13 protein-coding genes and 1 pseudogene are annotated in these 18,566 nt (G+C 73.4%); 3 read left to right on the plus strand and 11 right to left on the minus strand.

The annotated features are described in order from the left end of the window. Positions 1–98: 98 nt before the first annotated feature. Together ABZV94_RS23200 and ABZV94_RS23205 are read left to right on the plus strand one after the other, a co-directional pair. Positions 99–662, plus strand: a pseudogene (locus ABZV94_RS23200) (VWA domain-containing protein); the annotation flags it as partial. Between the two features lie 61 nt (positions 663–723). After that, positions 724–1,698, plus strand: a complete 975-nt coding sequence (locus ABZV94_RS23205; protein WP_356343151.1) for a D-cysteine desulfhydrase family protein — start codon at positions 724–726, stop codon at positions 1,696–1,698. 64 nt (positions 1,699–1,762) lie between these two features. Here the strand turns inward: ABZV94_RS23205 and ABZV94_RS23210 are convergent, their stop codons facing one another. Next, positions 1,763–2,119 (minus strand): cupin domain-containing protein, encoded by a 357-nt coding sequence (locus tag ABZV94_RS23210; RefSeq protein WP_356343154.1) that lies wholly within the window; start codon positions 2,117–2,119, stop codon positions 1,763–1,765. A 363-nt stretch (positions 2,120–2,482) separates the two neighbouring features. Then, entirely contained in the window at positions 2,483–3,442 is a 960-nt protein-coding gene (locus ABZV94_RS23215) for a LysR family transcriptional regulator (protein ID WP_356343157.1), read from the minus strand. A gap of 179 nt (positions 3,443–3,621) precedes the next feature. On the opposite strand from ABZV94_RS23215, the gene ABZV94_RS23220 reads away from it, so the two are divergent. Then, the gene (locus tag ABZV94_RS23220) at positions 3,622–4,317 is read left to right on the plus strand and encodes a type 1 glutamine amidotransferase domain-containing protein (protein ID WP_356343159.1); all 696 of its coding nucleotides are present in this window, start codon (positions 3,622–3,624) and stop codon (positions 4,315–4,317) included. Between the two features lie 303 nt (positions 4,318–4,620). On the opposite strand, the gene ABZV94_RS23225 is transcribed toward ABZV94_RS23220, so the two are convergent. From ABZV94_RS23225 to yicI, 9 genes are all read right to left on the minus strand, one after another. Beyond that, entirely contained in the window at positions 4,621–7,524 is a 2,904-nt protein-coding gene (locus ABZV94_RS23225; protein ID WP_356343161.1) for a hypothetical protein, read from the minus strand. Between the two features lie 74 nt (positions 7,525–7,598). After that, positions 7,599–9,413: a peroxidase family protein gene (locus ABZV94_RS23230; RefSeq protein WP_356343163.1), complete on the minus strand. Its 1,815-nt coding sequence runs from the start codon at positions 9,411–9,413 to the stop codon at positions 7,599–7,601. Between the two features lie 55 nt (positions 9,414–9,468). Continuing rightward, positions 9,469–9,858: a hypothetical protein gene (locus ABZV94_RS23235; RefSeq protein ID WP_356343165.1), complete on the minus strand. Its 390-nt coding sequence runs from the start codon at positions 9,856–9,858 to the stop codon at positions 9,469–9,471. 108 nt (positions 9,859–9,966) lie between these two features. Beyond that, complete coding sequence (locus ABZV94_RS23240) at positions 9,967–11,130, minus strand: catalase family protein (protein ID WP_356343167.1); 1,164 nt, start codon at positions 11,128–11,130, stop codon at positions 9,967–9,969. Further along, positions 11,127–12,620 (minus strand): peroxidase, encoded by a 1,494-nt coding sequence (locus ABZV94_RS23245; protein ID WP_356343169.1) that lies wholly within the window; start codon positions 12,618–12,620, stop codon positions 11,127–11,129. The genes ABZV94_RS23240 and ABZV94_RS23245 overlap by 4 nt, the downstream gene beginning before the upstream one ends. A 25-nt stretch (positions 12,621–12,645) precedes the next feature. Beyond that, the gene (locus ABZV94_RS23250; RefSeq protein ID WP_356343171.1) at positions 12,646–13,920 is read right to left on the minus strand and encodes a hypothetical protein; all 1,275 of its coding nucleotides are present in this window, start codon (positions 13,918–13,920) and stop codon (positions 12,646–12,648) included. A gap of 22 nt (positions 13,921–13,942) precedes the next feature. Next, positions 13,943–14,410 carry a hypothetical protein gene (locus ABZV94_RS23255; RefSeq protein ID WP_356343173.1) on the minus strand — a complete coding sequence of 156 codons (468 nt, stop codon included), beginning with the start codon at positions 14,408–14,410 and terminating at the stop codon, positions 13,943–13,945. A gap of 734 nt (positions 14,411–15,144) precedes the next feature. After that, positions 15,145–16,077, minus strand: coding sequence for an NADP-dependent oxidoreductase (locus ABZV94_RS23260; protein ID WP_356343212.1), 933 nt, complete (start codon positions 16,075–16,077; stop codon positions 15,145–15,147). Positions 16,078–16,228: 151 nt separating this feature from the next. After that, positions 16,229–18,499 carry an alpha-xylosidase gene (yicI, locus tag ABZV94_RS23265; RefSeq protein ID WP_356343175.1) on the minus strand — a complete coding sequence of 757 codons (2,271 nt, stop codon included), beginning with the start codon at positions 18,497–18,499 and terminating at the stop codon, positions 16,229–16,231. Positions 18,500–18,566: the final 67 nt, after the last annotated feature.

The following is an 18,566-nucleotide window of genomic DNA, read 5'->3' on the forward strand; positions in this document are numbered from 1 at the left end:
GCTTCGCAGGCGAACCCGGGATGGGCATGCGGCTCTCCTTGTGGGGTGGAGGTGCGCTTGCTGATCCATTTCTGTCACGTCCATGACAGCTTTGTGGGCCGATGCGGCCGGTGCTGCGGCGGCGCCGCCCGGTCCGGCCCGAACTGGTGCTGCTGTGCGACGTGTCCGGCTCGGTGTCCGGCTTCTCCGACTTCACCATGCTCCTCGTGCAGGCCCTGCACGACCAGTTCGGCAAGGTGCGCGTGTTCGCGTTCGTCAACCGGCTCGACGAGGTCACCGGTCTGCTCGATCACGGCCGCGCCGACCCCGACGGGCTGAGCGCCCGCATCCGCGCCGAGGCCACCCTCACCGGCTGGCACGGCAGCAGCGACTACGGCGTGGCGCTGGGCGAGTTCACCGAGCGGTACGGCGGTGCGGTGGGGCCGCGTACGACGGTGTTCGTCCTCGGTGACGCCCGCACGAACATGAGCGACCCGAACCTCCCCGCCGTACGCGAGCTGGCCCGGCGGGCCCGGCGCGTCTACTGGCTCAACCCCGAGCCACGCGACCGCTGGGGCACCGGCGATTCGGCCGCGCCCGCGTACGCCGAGCTGGTGGAGATGCACGAGTGCCGCACGGCCGCGCAGCTCAGCGCGTTGATCGCGGGTCTGCTGCCGGTGTGACGCCGGGTGCCCGGCCGTGATCGACTGGCCCCCACCCCGACACCGACCCGAGGACGTCACCATGACCCACCCGCCCGTGCCGCTGGGCACCTTCCCCACCCCCCTGGAACCGGCGCCCCGGCTGGCCGCCGCGCTCGGGCTCGGCCCGGAGGACCTGTGGGTGAAGCGGGACGACCTGACCGGCCTGGGCGGCGGCGGGAACAAGATCCGCAAGCTGGAGTGGACGGTGGGCGCGGCCCTCGCCGAGGGCGCGGACACCCTCGTCACCACCGGTGCCCCGCAGAGCAACCACGCCCGGCTGACCGCCGCCGCGGGCGCCCGGCTCGGGCTGGACGTCGTCCTCGTCCTGCGCGGCACCCGGGGCGCCTCCCGCTCCGGGAACCTCGCCCTGGACGGCCTGCTCGGGGCGCGGCTCGCCTGGGCCGGCGACGTGGACCAGGCAGGGCTGGACACGGCGGCGGCCGAGGTCTGCGCGCGTCTGCGGTCCGACGGCGCCCGCCCGGCGCTGATCCCGTTCGGCGGCTCCAGCGCGCTGGGAGCCAAGGGGTACGTACGGTGCGGCACCGAGCTGCGCGAGCAGTTGCCGGATCTGCGGACGGCGGTCGTGGCCCTCGGCTCGGGCGGCACGATGGCCGGGCTGGTCGCGGCCCTGGGCGGCGGGTCGGTACTCGGCGTCGACGTGGGCGCCCTGGCCGACCCGGCCGCGGCGGTCGCGGAGTTCGCCGCTCCGCTCACGGCGGAGGAGATCACGCCGGACACCCTGCGGATCCGCCGGGACCAGGTGGGCGCCGGCTACGCGGCTCTCACGGCCCCGGTACGGGAGGCGCTCCGCCTCGCCGCCCGCACCGAGGGTCTGGTCCTCGATCCCGTCTACACCGGCCGCGCCCTGGCCGGCCTGCACGCCGCGGTCCGCGACGGCAGCGTCCGCCCGGGCGAGCGGACGGTGTTCCTCCACACCGGCGGCCTCCCGGGCCTGTTCGGCCACGCGGACGCGATCGCCTTCGCGGAGGAGGAGGCGGAGGCCTTCGACGCGTAGCCCCCGCCGGACCGCTGGGCGGCCCGGCGGGGCGAGGAGACAAGCGGAGGGAATCCGTGCCCGGCTAGCCCTTGGCGTACTCGTTCGCCATCGTCCCGGCGAAGTCGAGGACCACGACCTGCTCGTCGCCCACCACCCAGGCGTCGTGGCCGGGCGGGCAGACGAAGACGTCGCCGGGGCCGACCTCGCTCTCACCGCCGTCGTCCATGCGCAGGTGCATTCGGCCCTGGACCACGTACCCGTTGTGGTGGACCATGCAGCTCTCGGTGCCCGCGATCGGCGCCACGCACTCCGACCAGCGCCACCCGGGTTCGAAGGTGCCCACCGCGAAGTCGAGCCCGGTCAGGTGGAGGGCGTCGAGGTGGCCGCGGGGGAAGTCGCGCCGTTCGTCCGGCTTCTCGACCGTCTTCACTTCCAGCATGACGGTGTCCTCCCTTCCGGCCGCGGAACCGCGGCCGGGGCCGGCCTCCGTCCCCCGGCGGCCTCGGACACCACCGGCGCTGCGGCGGCGGCCGTACCCCACAGCACCATCGTCGGCCCCGCAATCCGGCCCCGCCATCCGGAAAGGAGCGCCACGACGATGTCGGCGGCGACCGGCTGTTCGGTACCGCCACGCACGGCATCGGCAAGGCCCTGCACCCGGCCGAACTGGCCGGTCCGGCACGCGACGCGGGGCGGCGGGACGGGAGTTGCTGCTGGAGCTCGGACCGCAGGCCGGCGTACCGGATGTCCCATCCTCTGCGCCGAAGGAGGCCGCCGACGCGGAACGGCCCCGCCCACCGGTCTACCACCTGCGCGCCGCCCGCAGCAGGACGGCGCGGACGCGGGCCACGTCGGGGTTGTCGGACGCGCCGGGGCGCTGGACGAGGAAGCCGGTGTTGATCGGCGGGTCCTCGGGTTCCAGCAGGGCGACGAGCGCGCCGGATGCCAGGAGGTCCTGGCAGAGATAGCGGGGCAGCACGCTGAACCCGGCGCCTGCGGCCACGGCCGCGAGCACCCCGCGCAGGTCGGGGACGGTCACGGCGGCGGTACGCGACAGCCGCCGGCCGAAGACGTGCCGCCAGTACCGGCGGGCGATCGGCAGGTCCTCGGCGTAGGTGATGAGCGGGACCTCGTGCAGGACGGCGGGGTCGAAGGAGGCCGCGGCGGCGCGTGCCCGGCCGTCGGCTCCCCCGTCCTCGGCCTCCGGCGCGGGTCCGCGCCCCGTCAGCCGCTCGGCCCACGCCGGGGCCGCGACGAGCACGAACTCCTCGTCGGTGAGCGGCACGGCGTGCACCGTACGGCCGCGTGGGCGGGTGGTGGCGATCACCAGGTCGTGGCGGCCGGAGCGCAGTTCGTCCAGCAGCGGATCGGTCAGCCCGGTCGCCACCCGCAGCCGCACCCCATCGGCGATCAGCGGCGCGAGGGCCGGCAGGGCCCTGGTGCACAGGAGTTCCGCCGGGCCGGCCAGATGGACGGGCTCGGCCCGTGCCCCCGCCGGCGGGGTGGGGCCGGCGACGGCGGCCAGCTCGTCCAGGGGCGTGGCGATCCGGGCCGCCAGCTCGTCGGCCACCGGGGTCGGCGTGACCCCGCGCGGCAGCCGTTCGAACAGTTCCCGGCCGGTCTGCCGCTCCAGCGCGCGCATCTGCGTCGTCACCGTCGGCTGGGACAGCCCGAGCAGCCGGGCGGCGCCGGTGAAGGAACCGGATCGGTACACCGCGAGGAAGGTGCGCAGCAGGTTCAGGTCCAGGGAAGCGGTCTCCACGGGTCCGAGTATGGCCGTCTCCTATTCCCCGGGCTAGCCATAGGGAATCCAATGTCAGCCATGCGCTCCTTCATTGGATGCCTATGGGTGGTCTCGCCTACGTTCTTCTCGACGGCCCGGGCCGCCGCGACCGCGGTCCCGAGCCGCACGTGGACGCAAGCCTTCTGGAGAGAGAACCCATGTCGAAGATCCTGTTCGTGATGACCGGCGCCGATCACTGGACGCTCGCCGACGGCACCGCGCACCCGACCGGCTTCTGGGCCGAGGAGGCCGTGGTCCCCTACCGGGCCGTCAAGGCCGCCGGTCACGAGGTCGTCGTCGCCACGCCGGGCGGTGTGGTGCCGCCGGTCGACCGGGCGAGCCTGGCCCCCGAGGTCAACGGCGGCCAGGAGAAGGCCGACGAGATCGCCCGCGCGCTGGAGGAGATGACCGAGCTGCGGACGCCGGTGAAGCTCGCGGAGGTGGACCTCGCCGACTTCGCCGCCGTGTTCTACCCGGGCGGGCACGGCCCCATGGAGGACCTGGCCGTGGACACCGAGTCGGGCCGGCTGCTGGTGGCGGCCCTGGACTCGGGCAAGCCGCTCGCCGTGGTCTGCCACGGCCCGGCCGCCCTGCTCGCCGCGGTCCGCCCCGACGGCGGCAACGCCTTCGCCGGCTACCACGCGGCTGCCTTCACCAACGAGGAGGAGACCCAGGGCGGCCTCGCCGGACAGGCCAGGTGGCTGCTCCAGGACCGGCTGACCGAGGCGGGCGTCGAAGTGCGGGCGGGCGAGCCGTGGGCTCCGCACGTCGTGGTGGACCGCAACCTGATCACCGGCCAGAACCCGGCCTCCTCCGCGCCGGTCGCCGAGGAACTGCTGAAGCGGCTGGGCTGACAGCCGACGGGCGAGCGGTCAACCGCGCGGCGACGCCCGGCACGTCCACGGCACCGGTGGCGGCGTCGCCCTGTGCCGTGCTCACCGGTCGGGGTCGGGCCACGTCGCCGCGAGGGCTCGCGGATCGGGGAAGCGGGGACCGGAGACGGTCTCCCGGGTCGCCTCACCGTAGAGCCAGCACCTGCTCGGGAGCACCGTCGCCGGTGTCGAACAGACAGCACACCCCGCCGCAGGCGGCGGTCAGGCCGGTGAACACCTCCCGGACACCGGCCGACCGCGCGAACAGGCGGCCCGGCCCTTCTCTCAGGCCGCTGTTCCGCCCGCCCTCCCGTGAGGCACCGCTTCCCGCTGCTCCGTCTCCGGGCTCGCGGCACCTCGGCGGCCGGTCCGGGGTGCGCCGCTCTCCACCGGGAGTCGTTTCGCGACCCGCTCGCCGATCCAGTGGCCGAGTGCCTGGTAGGCGTCGAAGCGCCGGCTGTCGAACCACTGGTCGCTGGTGCCGTCGTAGGGGAAGACCCGGTTGGCCTGGGCGTAGGCGAGGAGTGCGTACGGCATGTCGGGGGTCAGCGAGGCCCGGGCGACGATCAGCCGTCCCCGCGTCCCCAGCCTTCGGCCCCGTTCGTCCACCAGCGGGCGCGGGTACACGATCTCGCCCTCCACCACGCAGTCGGCCGAGAGCCGCAGGTCGAGGGCGGCCAGTGGGTTCGGCGGGGGCGGCTGGGTCGGCTGAGGCGGCTGCGGTGTGAGGGGAGGCGCGCTGCCGGGCACGAGCTTCTGCCAGTCCTCCCGCGCGATCCTGATCTCGACCCCGAGTTCCTCCCGGGCCAGCGTGATGGCCTCGCCCAGCGCGGGGGCGAAGGCCCCGGAGCCGCCGCTCGCGTCCACGCACACGGCGGTGGTGACGCCGTGCCGGAGCAGTTCGACCAGGCCGAGGTTCTCGTAGTGGCCGCCGTCCGTGACCAGCAGCATCCGGTCGTCCAGCGGGTAGCGGCCGGACACTTCCCGCAGCAGGTACGGCAGGCGGCGGATGCCGGGCATCGGCGGCAGCGCCCAGTCGGCGTGCTCGTCCCACAGGGCCGCCAGCACCCCGGGGTTGGGCAGCCAGGTGCCGAGCCGGGCGTTGGAGATCGCGAAGAGCGTCTGGAACGCGCGCGCCTGGCGTCCCATGGCGGAGGCGAAGGCCGCACCGGAGACGGCGACGGCCGACTCGACGGTCAGGTCCTTGCGGATGACCGGTCTGGTGCGGTTCCACAGGACGTCCGTCCGGGCGTAGCCGACGTCCGGGCCGCCGACGTAGTCGTACGACAAGGTGAACGACACCGCGTGCCGCCCCGGCGGTGTGCGGTCGTCGCCGGACAGGTTGGCCGCCGCGGCGAAGACGACCTGGGGGAAGCCGTGGGGCCGCCTGCCGTAGCAGGCGAGCGGCGTCGGCTCGTCGAACGCGTAGGGGACCGCCAGCTGTTCGCCGTCCGGTTCGGTCCTGCGGCGGACGGCGAAGGCGCTGGCCAGCCGGGCGCGGTAGAAGGGGTGGAGACTCGTCCACGTCTGGTCGAGGCTCAGCGCGACCGCGCACAGGACGACGGGCAGGCCGATCTGGACGGCCGCGGGCCAGGTCCGCCCGACGTGGATCGCCCCGCCCAGAACGAGCAGGGAGGCCACGGCCACCACGACGAGAGCCACCCAGACGAGCAGGTACTTGCCGACCACGGGCAGGGCCCGCACCAGTCGTGAGCGCCTGGCGGACGCGACGGCGCGCTCGGTGGACTCGACGCGCCGCCACGTGGTGCCGGCCAGCACGGTCACATAGGTGAGCAGCCCCACGACTCCGCCGCTCAGCGCGCTCGCCGGGGCGTGCAGCGTCCACAGGCGCGCCGTCGCCCACTCCAGCGCGGGGAGGACGACCACCACGACGGCGAGCAGCAGGCCCGCCGCCACGAACGTGAGGTAGGTCCTCTTCAGCACGTCCGACAGGAACTGCCTGGAGAGGAACAGGGACACCAGCCAGAGGAACCAGAAGGCGGCCGCGCCGCACAGGAGGGCCAGCACGGCCCACAGCGCCGGTCCCCGGAAGCCCGGGAGCCGGGTCGGGTCCGCCAGCGGCACGAGGTGGTAGCCCCAGCTCAGGGCGAGCCCCAGGACGAGCAGAGTCGCGGTGAGCAGCCCGAGGGAGGCCAGCAGGCCCCGCAGTACGGCACCGACGGCGGCCAGCCACTGGCCGGTGCCTTCCGCGACGTACTTCGAGTGCCGACGGGTGTGGTCCTCCTCCGGTGTGCCGGGCATGAAGACGTCACCGGCACCGGCCCGGTACCGGTCCTCCCCGGCGCCGCGGCCCGTCCCGGCCAGCGCCAGTTGCAGGGCGCCCGTGGTGTAGCCGCCCCCGGAGACCGACACCAGGTAGCGCGCCGTGCGCAGCTGGGGGCGCAGGGCCTGGAGCGCGCCCAGGGTGAAGCAGGCGGAGCGGATGCCGCCGCCCGAGACGCAGAAGCCGAGCCCGCCCTGTTCCCGGCCGGGGGGCACCCGGGCGCCGTTCTCCCAGCGGGCCTGCCGGGACCGGGGAGGGTCACGGCGCGCCGTGCCCGGCCAGCGCCACCGGCCCCACGCCATCACGGGCCAGGGCGCGACGACGTCGGGCCCCTCGGGGGGTGCGCCGGTGGTGTCGCCTCGGTGCTCGTTTCCGCAGACGCAAGCGGGGTGGGACGCGCGCTCCCTGTCGTACCTGCGCCGGGCGCAGCCGTGGAACGCGGCCCGTTTGAGGACGAGCCCCACCAGGACGGCGGCGGCCGGGACGGTGAGGACGAGCAGCAGCCACTTGACCGTCGCGAAGCCCGCCGCCCACGCGAACGCCCAGTCGGCGCCGCCCAGTCCGTGGAGAAGCAGCAGCTTCTCGGTCACGGCGCACACACACGCCGCGGCGACCGCGCCGATGCCGTACACGATCAGGCAGCGGTGTCTCATGCGCACCGCTATGGTGCGGCCGCTCAGCCAGAACGCGAGCACCGTGCTGACGGTGTACGTGCCCACGACGACGAAGTCCGCCGTCAGCGCCGTACGGAAGTCGGCCGTCCGGTCGCCGACGAGGGCGTGCGCCGCACGCGCGTCGCCGGCCAGTTGCAGCCCGACGTCGTCGACGGCGGGGGCACCGTGGCGGATCCAGAGCCCCACGCCGAAGACGGCCAGGGCCAGGACGGCCAGGACGCATCCGGGCACGCGCGACAGCGTGGTGGGGCGTGCGTCTCCCGGCGGGGCCGGCAGGCCGCGCGTCCCATAATCCGCCTCGTGTCTCACCGCGGGCTCCCCGCGACGGCCCAGGGGGCGAAGGCGTTGTCCACCGACCGCAGGGACGCCCGCAGCCCCGGGAAGTGCCGGAGCAGCACGCTGGTCATGCTGTTGTTCTCGATCCAGTCCAGGCCGGCCGGGGTGTACACCTGCGGCGTGTAGTCCCTGGTGAGGAACCGGTCGCTGTTGAGGCGGCGGGAGGCCATCAGGACGAAGATGCGGAAGGCCGTGTCGCTGAACGCGAAGCCCTTGGGGCGGGGTTCGGCGAACATGCCCACGGAGAGGTCGACGCGCTCGATGTCCCCGTCGTAGACCCGGCGCAGTTCCTCGGCCCAGACGGGGTTGTCCGTGAGGGCGTGGAAGTCCGCGGCGGGGCGGAGGTGGAGCTGGCGCCGGAACTCGTTGTAGCGGGGCACGCCCACCTCTCGCGAACGCAGGATGTCGACGGCCCCGAGGTCCATGAGCATGCCGTCGGGCCGCTGGAACTCCTGGAGGAAGCGGGGGTAGTTGTGCAGGGTCACCAGGCCCGGGTGCGAGGTGCCGAAGGAGTACAGCAGGTCGGTCAGGGTGTGCTTGCCGAGGACGTCGTACGCGTGCCACCCCGTCAGTTCCCGGAAGGTGGCCTCCTGGAGGAGCGCGTCGTCGGCGGCGGACCGGAAGCTCCAGTCGTCCGGGATGAGGGGGTGCATACGGTAGACGGCGACGAACTCCTCGGTGAGCGAGTACGGGACGCCGAAGTGGTCCGTGCGCCCGCCCACGATGCCGCTGAGCACCTCGCCCCCGCCGAGACGGCCGAGCAGCTTGTGCAGGCGCTCGCCCAGCAGGCCGTACCAGTTGGCGTGCAGGGCGGTGACGGTCGTCGGGTGGCTGATGACGGCGGGGGTCCATTCCACCGTGTGGATCTTGGCGATGAGCGCCGCGTTGATCAGCCGCGCCCGCTGGAACAGCTCCTCGTCGGACCAGGTCGGGTAGGCGTTGTGCAGCGCCTCGCAGATGGCGTTGTGTTCGAGCAGGAAGACCAGGTGCATCATGGCCAGTCCCACCCAGAAGCCGGGAACGCCCGCCGGATCCTTGTCCGGGTCGTCCGGGAAGAGCGGGCCGTCGGGGACCCGGAGCATGCCGCCTTGGCCGGTGCGCAGCGACCGCTGCTCGTCCAGGTTGTTCCCGTACAGCTGAGAGGCGTCCCACCAGGGCGAGTTGTCGTTCAGGAAGGTCGGCGGCAGCCCGTCGTGCCCGTCCGGACGGGTCGGATCCGGGATCGTGCGCGGCACCAGCATCGGCGGGGTGGGCCACGGGTCGTCGTCGGCCAGATCGATCCGCCAGGGGCGGTCCATGGTGCCCTGCCCGTGACTGGCCCAGTCCCTGATCATGAACTGGAGCCAGGCGGCGACCAGGGCGTTGACGGACTCCGCCGGGACGAACGCGTGCCGGGTCAGCAGGGCCCGGCTCACCTCGCGAGGGCTCGGGGAGAGAAGGCGCGGCTCGGGCTCGGGGAAGGCCCGGTCCGGCGGCACGTTGCGGCCGAAGCGGGAACGGGCCATGCCCATGCGGGGATCGGCCAGGTCGTTGTAGGTCCCGTCGGCCGTGCGCCCGGTGAGGTTCTGCACGTTCGGGGGGCCGACGGCCGGCAGGTCGCGCGACGGGTAGGAGCTGGTGTCGAAGAGGTTCTTGCGGCGCAGGTTGTCCCGCAGGCCGACGAGGGTCAGCAGACCGAGGGGTTTGGGCAGGCGCTGCCAGCCGATCTTCTGGTCGACGGCGACCGCCAGCCGGTCGTGCAGCTGCACGAACCACGGGGCCCGGCCTTGTGGTGCTGTACTCATGAGGGGATTCCTTCCGGCGTCCCGTCCCGGGAGGCCCGGCGCGGCGGCTGCGGCGTCAGCGGACGTCCGGCAGCCCGCACGGCCACCCCCGGGCGACGAGTGTCAGGGCGACGTTGACCGTCGAGATCGCCGTGGCCGCAGCGGCCATGCGGCGCGGAAGCAGGCCCTCGCGGCCGGCGCAGGCGGCTGCCAGGGCGTCGCTGGCGTGGATGAGCGTGCCGGTCCGCAGCTCCCGGTCGCGTTCCTCCGCGTCCGCGGGGCACAGCAGTTGGGCGCCGATGACCACGGTCCGCACGCCGAACATGCGCAGCACGTAGACCAGGGCGGGCTGTCGGGGGTCCGCGCCCAGACGGCGGGCCATCATGTGGGGGGTCAGCAGCGCCGCTGCGCCGTTCACCAGTCGGATCACGGCCAGAGAACCGCGCGCGGCTGTCCGCACGTCCATCTCAGCGTCCCTTCCAGGCGGGCATCCAGAGGATGTTCCCGTCCATGTCCAACGATATGGGAAGCGGTTCTGATCCGCGCGTCGGGCCGCGGGCGGGCCGCCGGCCCGTCATTCCTCCTCTCCGGGTTCGTGGTGCGGCGTGCCGTTCATGGTCTGTCTGAGCCGCGCGAGCTGGAGGTAGATCGTGCGGCGGGCCCGGTTCTGGTTGCCCAGCGGCCGGTGTTCGGGCAGGGCGTGCCAGGGGTTGAAGGACAGCCGGTCGGCACGGGCGAACTGGTCGGCGGGATCGCACTCCTGCCGGAGCAGACGCAGGGTGGCCACCGGTACGAACGGCGAGAGGTGTTCGGGCCAGACCACGGACGCGTTCTCCACCGGCATCCGGTGAGCGTCCGTCTGCACCTGGACCAGGAAGTCGAAGCAGACGTCGCGTTCCCGCAGTGCGGCAGCCAGGGCCTGCCGCAGGTAGTCGTCGGGCGGGTGCCAGGGCACCCGGCTGCGGGTCCCCTCGCGGGGCACGAGGGAGTACTGCATGGCCTGGCCCGCCCCGAGGAGGTACGGTGCGCAGCTCCAGTAGCGGGCCTCCAGCGGGCTGGTCTGCGTCTTCGCGTACAGCCCCTGCATGATCATGTCGCAGAGGTGCGGGTGGGAGGGGTCGAGGAAGTACAGGACCGGCGTACCCGCGAAGACGTGCCGTTGGAGCCTGAGGTTCTCGACGACGTCGGGCGTGGTGAAGGTCGGCGCGCTGATCCCGGTGAAGTCCTGGGTCCACCGCTCGTCGTCGAGCAGTTTCTCGCCGTCGACGCCGAGGAGTTTGACGCCGATGCTGAGGATCCCGTTGTCCTTGATGTCGGGCGGTGCGAGGGGGCCGGGACCCGCGAAGCGGACCCAGGCGCGGTAGGTGGCGGGGGTTCGGAACACGCCGTGCCGCAGCCGTGCGGGCAGGTCGTCGCGGACGGTGAAGTCCGCGTGGACGACCCCGTAGGTCTTGGTGTTGCCGGCCCGTTGGGCCTGCCCCGGCCGGTACTGGCGCCGCACGAAGCGGGCCATCTGCCGCGCGATGGCCTCGGCGACCTCCGCCTCGCCCGGTACGGCCCGCTCCTCGGCGAGGCCCAGGTGCTCGTCCCGGCGGCGTACGTTGACGCACCACTGCACGGCGGCCTGGAGGGGGCGCAGCAGGGTCCGGTCGAACAGCGGGCGCACATAGGGGTCGACGCGCCGCTCCAGCAGGACGCATCCCAGGACCGCGTCGTTGAGTCGCCGCCCGGCGTTCACTGCCGGCCGTCCTCGGGCGGGGCCGTGCAGAGGTAGTGCAGCGCCTTCAGGCCCGGGAGGAAGAAGTAGGCGCCGCCCTGCACGGTGACGAACTGCGGAAGGCCCACGTGGCGGGTGCGCAAGGGCCTGCCCTGCTCGGTGAAGGTCGCCCGGCGCTCCTGGCGCGGTGCGACGATCGGGTCGGGCCCGTCGTGGAGCCCGTTGAAGTTCGGGTTGTCGAGCCAGGTGTGCTGGATGAACTCGAACTGGCGGGAGATGTTGGCGTTCAGTCCGAGGAAGTGCAGTCCGCGTGCGTCCGGGCCGTTCCCTGTTCCTTCCGTGCCGTCCGTTCCTTCCGTGCCGTCGGTTCCTTGCGTGCCGCTTGAGCCGTCCGTGCCGTCGGGACCGTAGGGCCGGCCGCGGCGGAGCAGCCGGTGGCGGCGTCCGACGGCGACGGAGTCGGCGGAACCGGGGCGGGGGTCGAGGGAGTCGCGGGGGTTGGCCCGGCGGATGTGGGCGCCGAGCGGACAGCGCAGGCCGGCCGGGTCCGTGGCGTGGTAGCCGAAGCCGTTGTCGGTCGCCAGCGCGGGGTCGTCGTGGTCGGGCGCCCGGACCAGAGGAGCGCCGCCGGGCCAGCGTCCCACCATGTGCGCGGCGAGCGCCTCCTGTGCGGCGGGGTCGCTGCTGCCGTCGGGGCGCCGTGTCTCCGCGTCGAGGTAGTCGCGGAAGGCCTCGACGTTCTGGCGGAGTTGCCGGAAGACCAGGTAGCTGCCGTTGCGCCCGAAGTCCGCGCCGCCCCCGGGCGCGCGGGGCAGCACCCCGAGGGGGTCGTAGCGGGGCGGCAGCAGCGGGCGGTCCGTCAGCAGCCCGTACTCGTTGGGGTAGCCGAGGAGGAACTCCCCCGCCCGGACCACCTGGTCACCGCCCGTGCCGCCGTCGCCGGCCACCGCTGCGGCCTTGGACAGCCCTTCGACGAGGGGCTGGGAGATGCCGTCGCGGAAGCCGAAGGGCTCCCGGTCGGTCAGCTCGGCGGTGCCCAGCCGTGCGGTCTCGGTGAACGCACCCGGGGCCAGGACCTCCCGGCGCGTCTCGTCCTCCAGTTGCCGCAGCCGCCGCCCGTCGCGTGCGTACAGCAGCACCAGGACGTGCACGGGCGGACCGGCCGGGCCGCCCCACTGCCAGTGCCGGGGGGCGTTCTCCCCGACGTCCCCGAGGAAGCGGCTGCGGTCGGGGTCGGTCATGCCGACGACGAACTCGTACGGGAATCCGTCCAGTTCGGGGGTCGCCAGTCCCAGGCTCCGCAGGCCGTCCGAGGTGAGGGCCACGTTGACCGCGGTGTCCGGGGGATCGGAGAGGCCGTTCGTCACGCGGGGTGCCAGCCGCCCCAGCGCGGCACGGGCGGTGGCCGCCGGCCCGGCAGTGGCGAGCACCAGGAAGCAGGCCGACGTCAGGGTCCGGTAGCCCCGGGTGACCAGGCCCTGGATGTCCTCGAGTTCCAGCGGCGTCGTCATGGTGTCACCCTTCCTTCGGCGCCCTTCACAACAGGGCGAGCCAGGCCTCCGTCTCGGCGGGGCCGAGGTGCCCGAAGAGACCTGCCCGGACAAGGGCGTTGGTACGGAGGTCGTGCGCGGTCGATGTGTCGTACGCGGAGTACCAGACCTGCGTCGGCACCTGGTGGCACCGCAGGTAGTTCTTGAAGGCCTGCTCGTCCCTGGCACCGTCCAGCACGAGCCACCGCACCCGCGGATAGCCGAGGCCGTTGCTGAAGACGGCGTTGAGCCCCCAGGCCACCTTGTCGATGAAGTCGTCCATGTAGCTTTCCAGGCTGCCGTCGTAGTTGCTGGCGAAGATCACCCGCCGTTTCCCGTCGATGAACAGCCAGCGGGCAAAGTGGATCGTCTTGACCCCCGCGAGGTTCCCCCGGTCGAAGACGTGCCGGACGCCGTAGTCGACGACGAACAGGACGGTGGTGAGCGTGATCCGCCGGAACGGACCGGCCTTGACGGAGCCGACGGCGGTGAACGGGTTCTGCGCCACGAAGTCCTCGCAGCCCGCGAGTTCGCGGATGCGGTCGTGGCTCGGGCGGGCGTGGTCGGGGACGTCGCGGCGTTCGTGCAGCCTGAGCAGGACGGCCCAGACCGGCAGGGCGGCCACGAGAGGCGGCAGCAGCGCCAGGGCCGCCAGCGGAACCCCGACCAGGTGGGCGGCCCGGCGGATCCGCCACCCGAGCGGGGGCGGCGCGGGCCCGGTGAGGGCCCAGGCGAGGTCTTCCCGGCCGCGGACGTAGTCCTGGACGGCGGCCCTGATCTCCATGGGGCTCCGGCTGGCCAGAGCCGGTCGGTTCCGGTCGAGGAACTCCTCGATCACCTCGCGCAGCAGGGCTTCCTGATCGATTTGCTGCCGCCCCCTGCCGACGGTGTTGACGTAGTAGGCGGCGCAGGGCACCGCGTGGGCGCGCAGCCAGTCGATCCGCGCCGCGTCCGGGGAGCCGTTCGCCGGATATCCGGGGCAGTGCCCGAACACCCGGTCCAGACCGTCGCCCGCCTTGTGGACGAGATCGGTGAGGTGCGCTTCCACGGGCCCGTCCACCTCGCCCATGTACACGACGCTGGGCGGCATGCCCGCCGCGGCGCCGCCGGGTCCCTCGGGAACGAGGACGACGCGGGCGAAGTGGAGGCCCGGTATCTCGGCGAAGGGGAACAACTCGCCGGCCGTGCTCTTCCGCCCGGCCTCGTGCAGCAGTTCCCGCACCTCGGCGACCCGGTCCGGCGGCAGGGCGGCCTGGACGGTGACCGCCGTCTGGTACGGCATCTTCAAGCACCTCCGCCTCCGCTCAGGAATTCCAGGTCCGCTCGGCCCGGAACGTCAGGCTGAAATCCAGGACTTGGCGCCGGCCCCCGTAGACGGTGCCGAGGCAGACCGCCCGCCCGACGCTGCGGACCTCGTCCCGGATCCGGTGCGCCACGAGCGCGGTGTGCGCGTGGTCCAGGACGATGCACGCGCCCCCGTCCGGCCAGCTCGCGTCCCGGTGGACCCGCGCCCGCACCGCACGGATCCCGAACGGCGTGACCGGGTTGCGCAGTTCACGGCCGTCGACGGCGAAGACCTTGCCCTGCCGGACGAGACGGCGCGCCGGCCCGGCCGCCACGGCGTTCGTCCGGGGGCCGAGTCCGAGGAGCACCGTCCCCTCGCCCGTTCCCCGGGGAATCTCCCCGGGCGGGGAGGAGCGGAACAACCGGTCGAGCCGGGGCCGCGACATGGCGGGCAGCCGGTCGGCACCGATGTCGGTGGCGTGGCTCATCGTGCACCTCCATGGCCCACTGCCATGGGCATGTGGTTCCGTGCACCGTCGCTACGGCCATCCTATTTCGGCCTGTCCGTCCCCGGCATCCCGACGGCGCGAGGGGCAGATCCGCCAGAGATGGCTGAATCGTGAACAACAGCAGGGGTCTCCAACCCCGGGTGCAGCAGCGCGTCTTCGCTCCCGCACGCCGACGCCGCCGTCGTCCAGGGTCAGTTGAATGAGAGACAACCTCGCGGCCCCGGCGCCGGTCACGAGGAGACGGCCGTGTGGCCGCGCACGTGGCGCGTCGATGGGGTCCGGCACTCACCGGACCGGAGCGGTACGCGATCACCACCGGCCGAGCACGGTCGCGTGCCGGATGTGGCCGCGCCGGGCCCGGGGCGAGACCCCCGCGTTCGCGCTGCGTCAGCCCAGCCGTCCACGGGAGCGGGGCCCGCAGATCTCCGCGGTGGCGGCGCATGACCGGCCCGGGCTGGTCGGTACCCGACGAGACCGGCGCCCCAGCCCCACGGGAGGACCGCCACGACGGGGCGAACCCGTGACCTCACGAATGTGTTTCACGGGCGCAGGGCGCCGCGGCGGTGCCCGCACCGACGGCGACCGGCACCGCCGCCGCGGCCAGGACACCGCCGGCCGACCGGATGCCGTCGTGCGCGTCGACGCGGTTCCGCAGGGCGCCCCGGCACCGGACGGAGGGCCCCCTCCTCAGGTAGGACGCCGGTACGACCGGATCACGGCACGAGGACGATCTTTCCGGTCGTGTGACCGGCCATGCTCTCGCGGTGAGCGGCGGCCGCCTCACGCAGCGGGTGGCTGGACGCGACCAGGACGCGCAGCCGTCCCGCTGCCACGGCCTCCGTCAGCTGCAGGCGGGCGGCCTGCCTGATCGCGGTGCCGGGGTCGGCGCCGGGCCCGCCGCCGAGGAGTTTGATCCCGGCCCGGGCCCCGCGCTCGAATCCCGCGATGGTGGCGATGCGGGAACGGTCGGCCACGAGTTCCACGGAGACGTCGACCGCCTCGTCGGTGCCCACCAGGTCGGCCGCCGCGTGGATCCCCTCCGGCGCCGCCGCACGAACACGGTCCGCCAGACCGGGCCCGTACGCGACCGGCACCGCGCCCAGTTCTCTCAGCAGCTCGTGCTTGGCCGGGCTCGCGGTCGCGATCACGGTGGCCCCGCGTGCCGCGGCCAGCTGGACGGCCACCAGGCCGACCCCTCCCGCCGCCCCGTGGACCAGCACCGTCTCGCCCTCGCCGAGTCCGACCGCTTCGAGGACGTGTACGGCGGTCACTCCGGCGACCATCAGCCCGCCGGCCTGCTCCCAGGACAGGCCGGCCGGCTTGGGCACCACGGACGAGGCCGGGACGACGAGTTCCGCCGCGTACGCCCCGGACGCGCGATAGACGATCACCTCGTCGCCCACCCGGACCGGGCCGGCGGGGCCGGTCGCGTCGGCGCCCACCGCCGTGACGACACCGGCCGCCTCGCTGCCCAGCCGCAGCGGCAGCTTCGCCGGATCGGTGCCGAAGGCACCGCTGTACACCTTGTAGTCGAAGGGATTCACACCCGCGGCACGGACCGCGACGCGCACCTGACCGGGCCCGGGCTCCGGGACGGCGACGTCGATCACCGACAGGACCTCGGGACCGCCGTACGCGCTCGCCACTACTGCTTCGCTCATGCCCACGGACAACCCGTTGCCGGTGCTGATCATTCCGCGGGCCTGGTACCGGCGTCGCCGACCAGCTGTCGCCCCGCCCGCGGCGGTGGCCGGTGCTCGGGACACCGCCGCCGGGGATCTCCGTGCGGCTGCCCGGTCAGCGCAGCGGGACCGTCACCTCGCCCGTGCCCCCGGCGCTCGCTCCGCCGGCGACCCGTACGGTGAAGGGGCGGTCGGTGCCGTCCACGGTGACATGCACCAGGTCCCCGTCACGGCGGACGTGGAACACCGCGGCCTGCGCACCCGTCAGGTCGGGGACGCTCACCTGGCGGGTGTACGTCGGCGAGGCCGGCGGGTGGACCAGCAGGACCAGGTCGTCCAGCCAGTCGCCGTCGGGCCGCTCGTCGTCGGCGGCCAGCGGCAGGACGGCGCCCTCACGCACGTAGAGCGGGAGGCTGTCGTAGCCGTGCCGTTCGGTGCGCCAGACCGGGCCGGTGACCCGCTCGCCGCTGAGCAGGTGGGTCCAGGTGCCCTCGGGGAGGTAGACCTCCACCTCGCCGTCCTCGCTGAACACCGGCGCGACCAGGAGGTCGGCGCCCAGCATGTACTGGCGGTCGAGGGGGCGGCAGGCGGGGTCGTGCGGGAACTCCAGGACCATGGGCCGCATCACCGGGACGCCGGTGCGGTGGGCCTCGACGGAGGCGCCGTACAGGTAGGGCATCAGGCGGTGTTTGAGCAGGGTGAACCGCCGGGCGACGTCGACGGCCTCGTCGCCGAACGCCCACGGCACCCGGTAGGACGACGATCCGTGCAGCCGGCTGTGGGAGGACAGCAGGCCGAAGGCCAGCCAGCGCTTGAAGACCGCCGGGTCGGGCGTGCCCTCGAAGCCTCCGATGTCATGGCTCCAGAACCCGAAGCCGCTCAGCGACAGGGACAGGCCGCCCCGGAGGGACTCGGACATGGCCTCGAAGGACGACCAGCAGTCGCCGCCCCAGTGCACGGGGTACTGCTGACCGCCCGCGGTCGCCGAGCGGGCGAAGAGGACGGCCTCGCCCTGTCCGCGCTCCTTCTCGAGGAGTTCGAACACGGTCTGGTTGTACAGGTGGGTGTAGTAGTTGTGCATCCGCTCCGGATCGGAGCCGTCGTGCCAGACGACGTCGGTGGGGACGCGCTCGCCGAAGTCCGTCTTGAAGCAGTCCACGCCCTGGTCGAGCAGGGGCTTCAGCTTGGACTGGAACCAGGCGCGGGCGTCGGGGCTGGTGAAGTCGACCAGTCCCATGCCGGCCTGCCACAGGTCCCACTGCCACACGTCGCCGTTCGGCCGGCGCACCAGGTGCCCGAGGGCGGCGGCCTCCTCGAACAGCGGGGACTTCTGCGCGATGTACGGGTTGATCCAGGCGCTGATCCGCAGGCCCTTGGCCTTCAGCCGGGCGAGCATCCCCTGGGGGTCGGGGAAGACCTCCGGGTCCCACTCGAAGTCGCACCACTGGTACTCGCGCATCCAGAAGCAGTCGAAGTGGAAGACGGACAGCGGGATGCCGCGCTCGGCCATGCCGTCCACGAACGACATCACGGTCGGCTCGTCGTAGTCCGTGGTGAAGGACGTGGTCAGCCACAGACCGAAGGACCAGGCGGGCGGCAGGGCCGGGCGGCCGGTGAGGGCGGTGTAGCGGGTGAGGACGTCCTTCGGGGTGGGGCCGGCGACGACGTAGTACTCCAGCGTCTGGTCCTCGACGCTGAACTGCACCTGTCCGACGGACTCGGAGCCGACCTCGAAGGAGACCGCGCCGGGGTGGTTGACGAAGACGCCGTAGCCGCGCGAGGACAGGTAGAAGGGGACGTTCTTGTAGGCCTGTTCGCTGCTGGTGCCGCCGTCGGCCTGCCAGATGTCGACGACCTGGCCGTTCTTGACGAACGGGGTGAAGCGTTCGCCGAGGCCGTAGATCTGCTCGCCGACGCCGAGCGCGAGCTGGGTGAGGACGTGGTGCGCGCCGTCGCCGGTGGTGGCGAAGGCGGTGCCCTTGCGGCCCGCGCGGGTCAGCTCCCGCCCGTCCGCGTCGTGGAAGGTCAGCGACCACGGGGCGGCCCGGTCCAGGCGCAGGGTCAGCGGGCCGCTGGTCAGCTCGGTGACGGTGCCGTCCCGGCGGACCTCGCCCGCACCGCCGGGGTCGGCCGCGAGGGCGAAGTCCGGCCCCGGGCGGCGCTTGCCGGCGTGGTGGGTGACCCGCACGCCGATGACGCCCTCGGCGGGTGAGAAGCAGTCGACGGTGAGGAGCGGCGCGTTGAGCGTGTCCCCTCTGCGCGTCACCTTCTGCACGGCGGCATAGGCGGTGAAGCGCTTCGATTCGACGCGCACGTCGCGCGCCTCGGTGGCGTACGCGACCTGGACGCCGTCGCGGATGCGCCAGTACCCGTTGGTGAACTTCATGGTCTTCCTCGGGGGAGCGGGGCTGTTCGGCGGGGGCGGCGGAGGCTGTCGCCCGGCGGGTTGATCG

This window comes from Streptomyces sp. NPDC004658 (genome assembly GCF_040609555.1).
Taxonomy (GTDB): Bacteria; Actinomycetota; Actinomycetes; order Streptomycetales; family Streptomycetaceae; genus Streptomyces.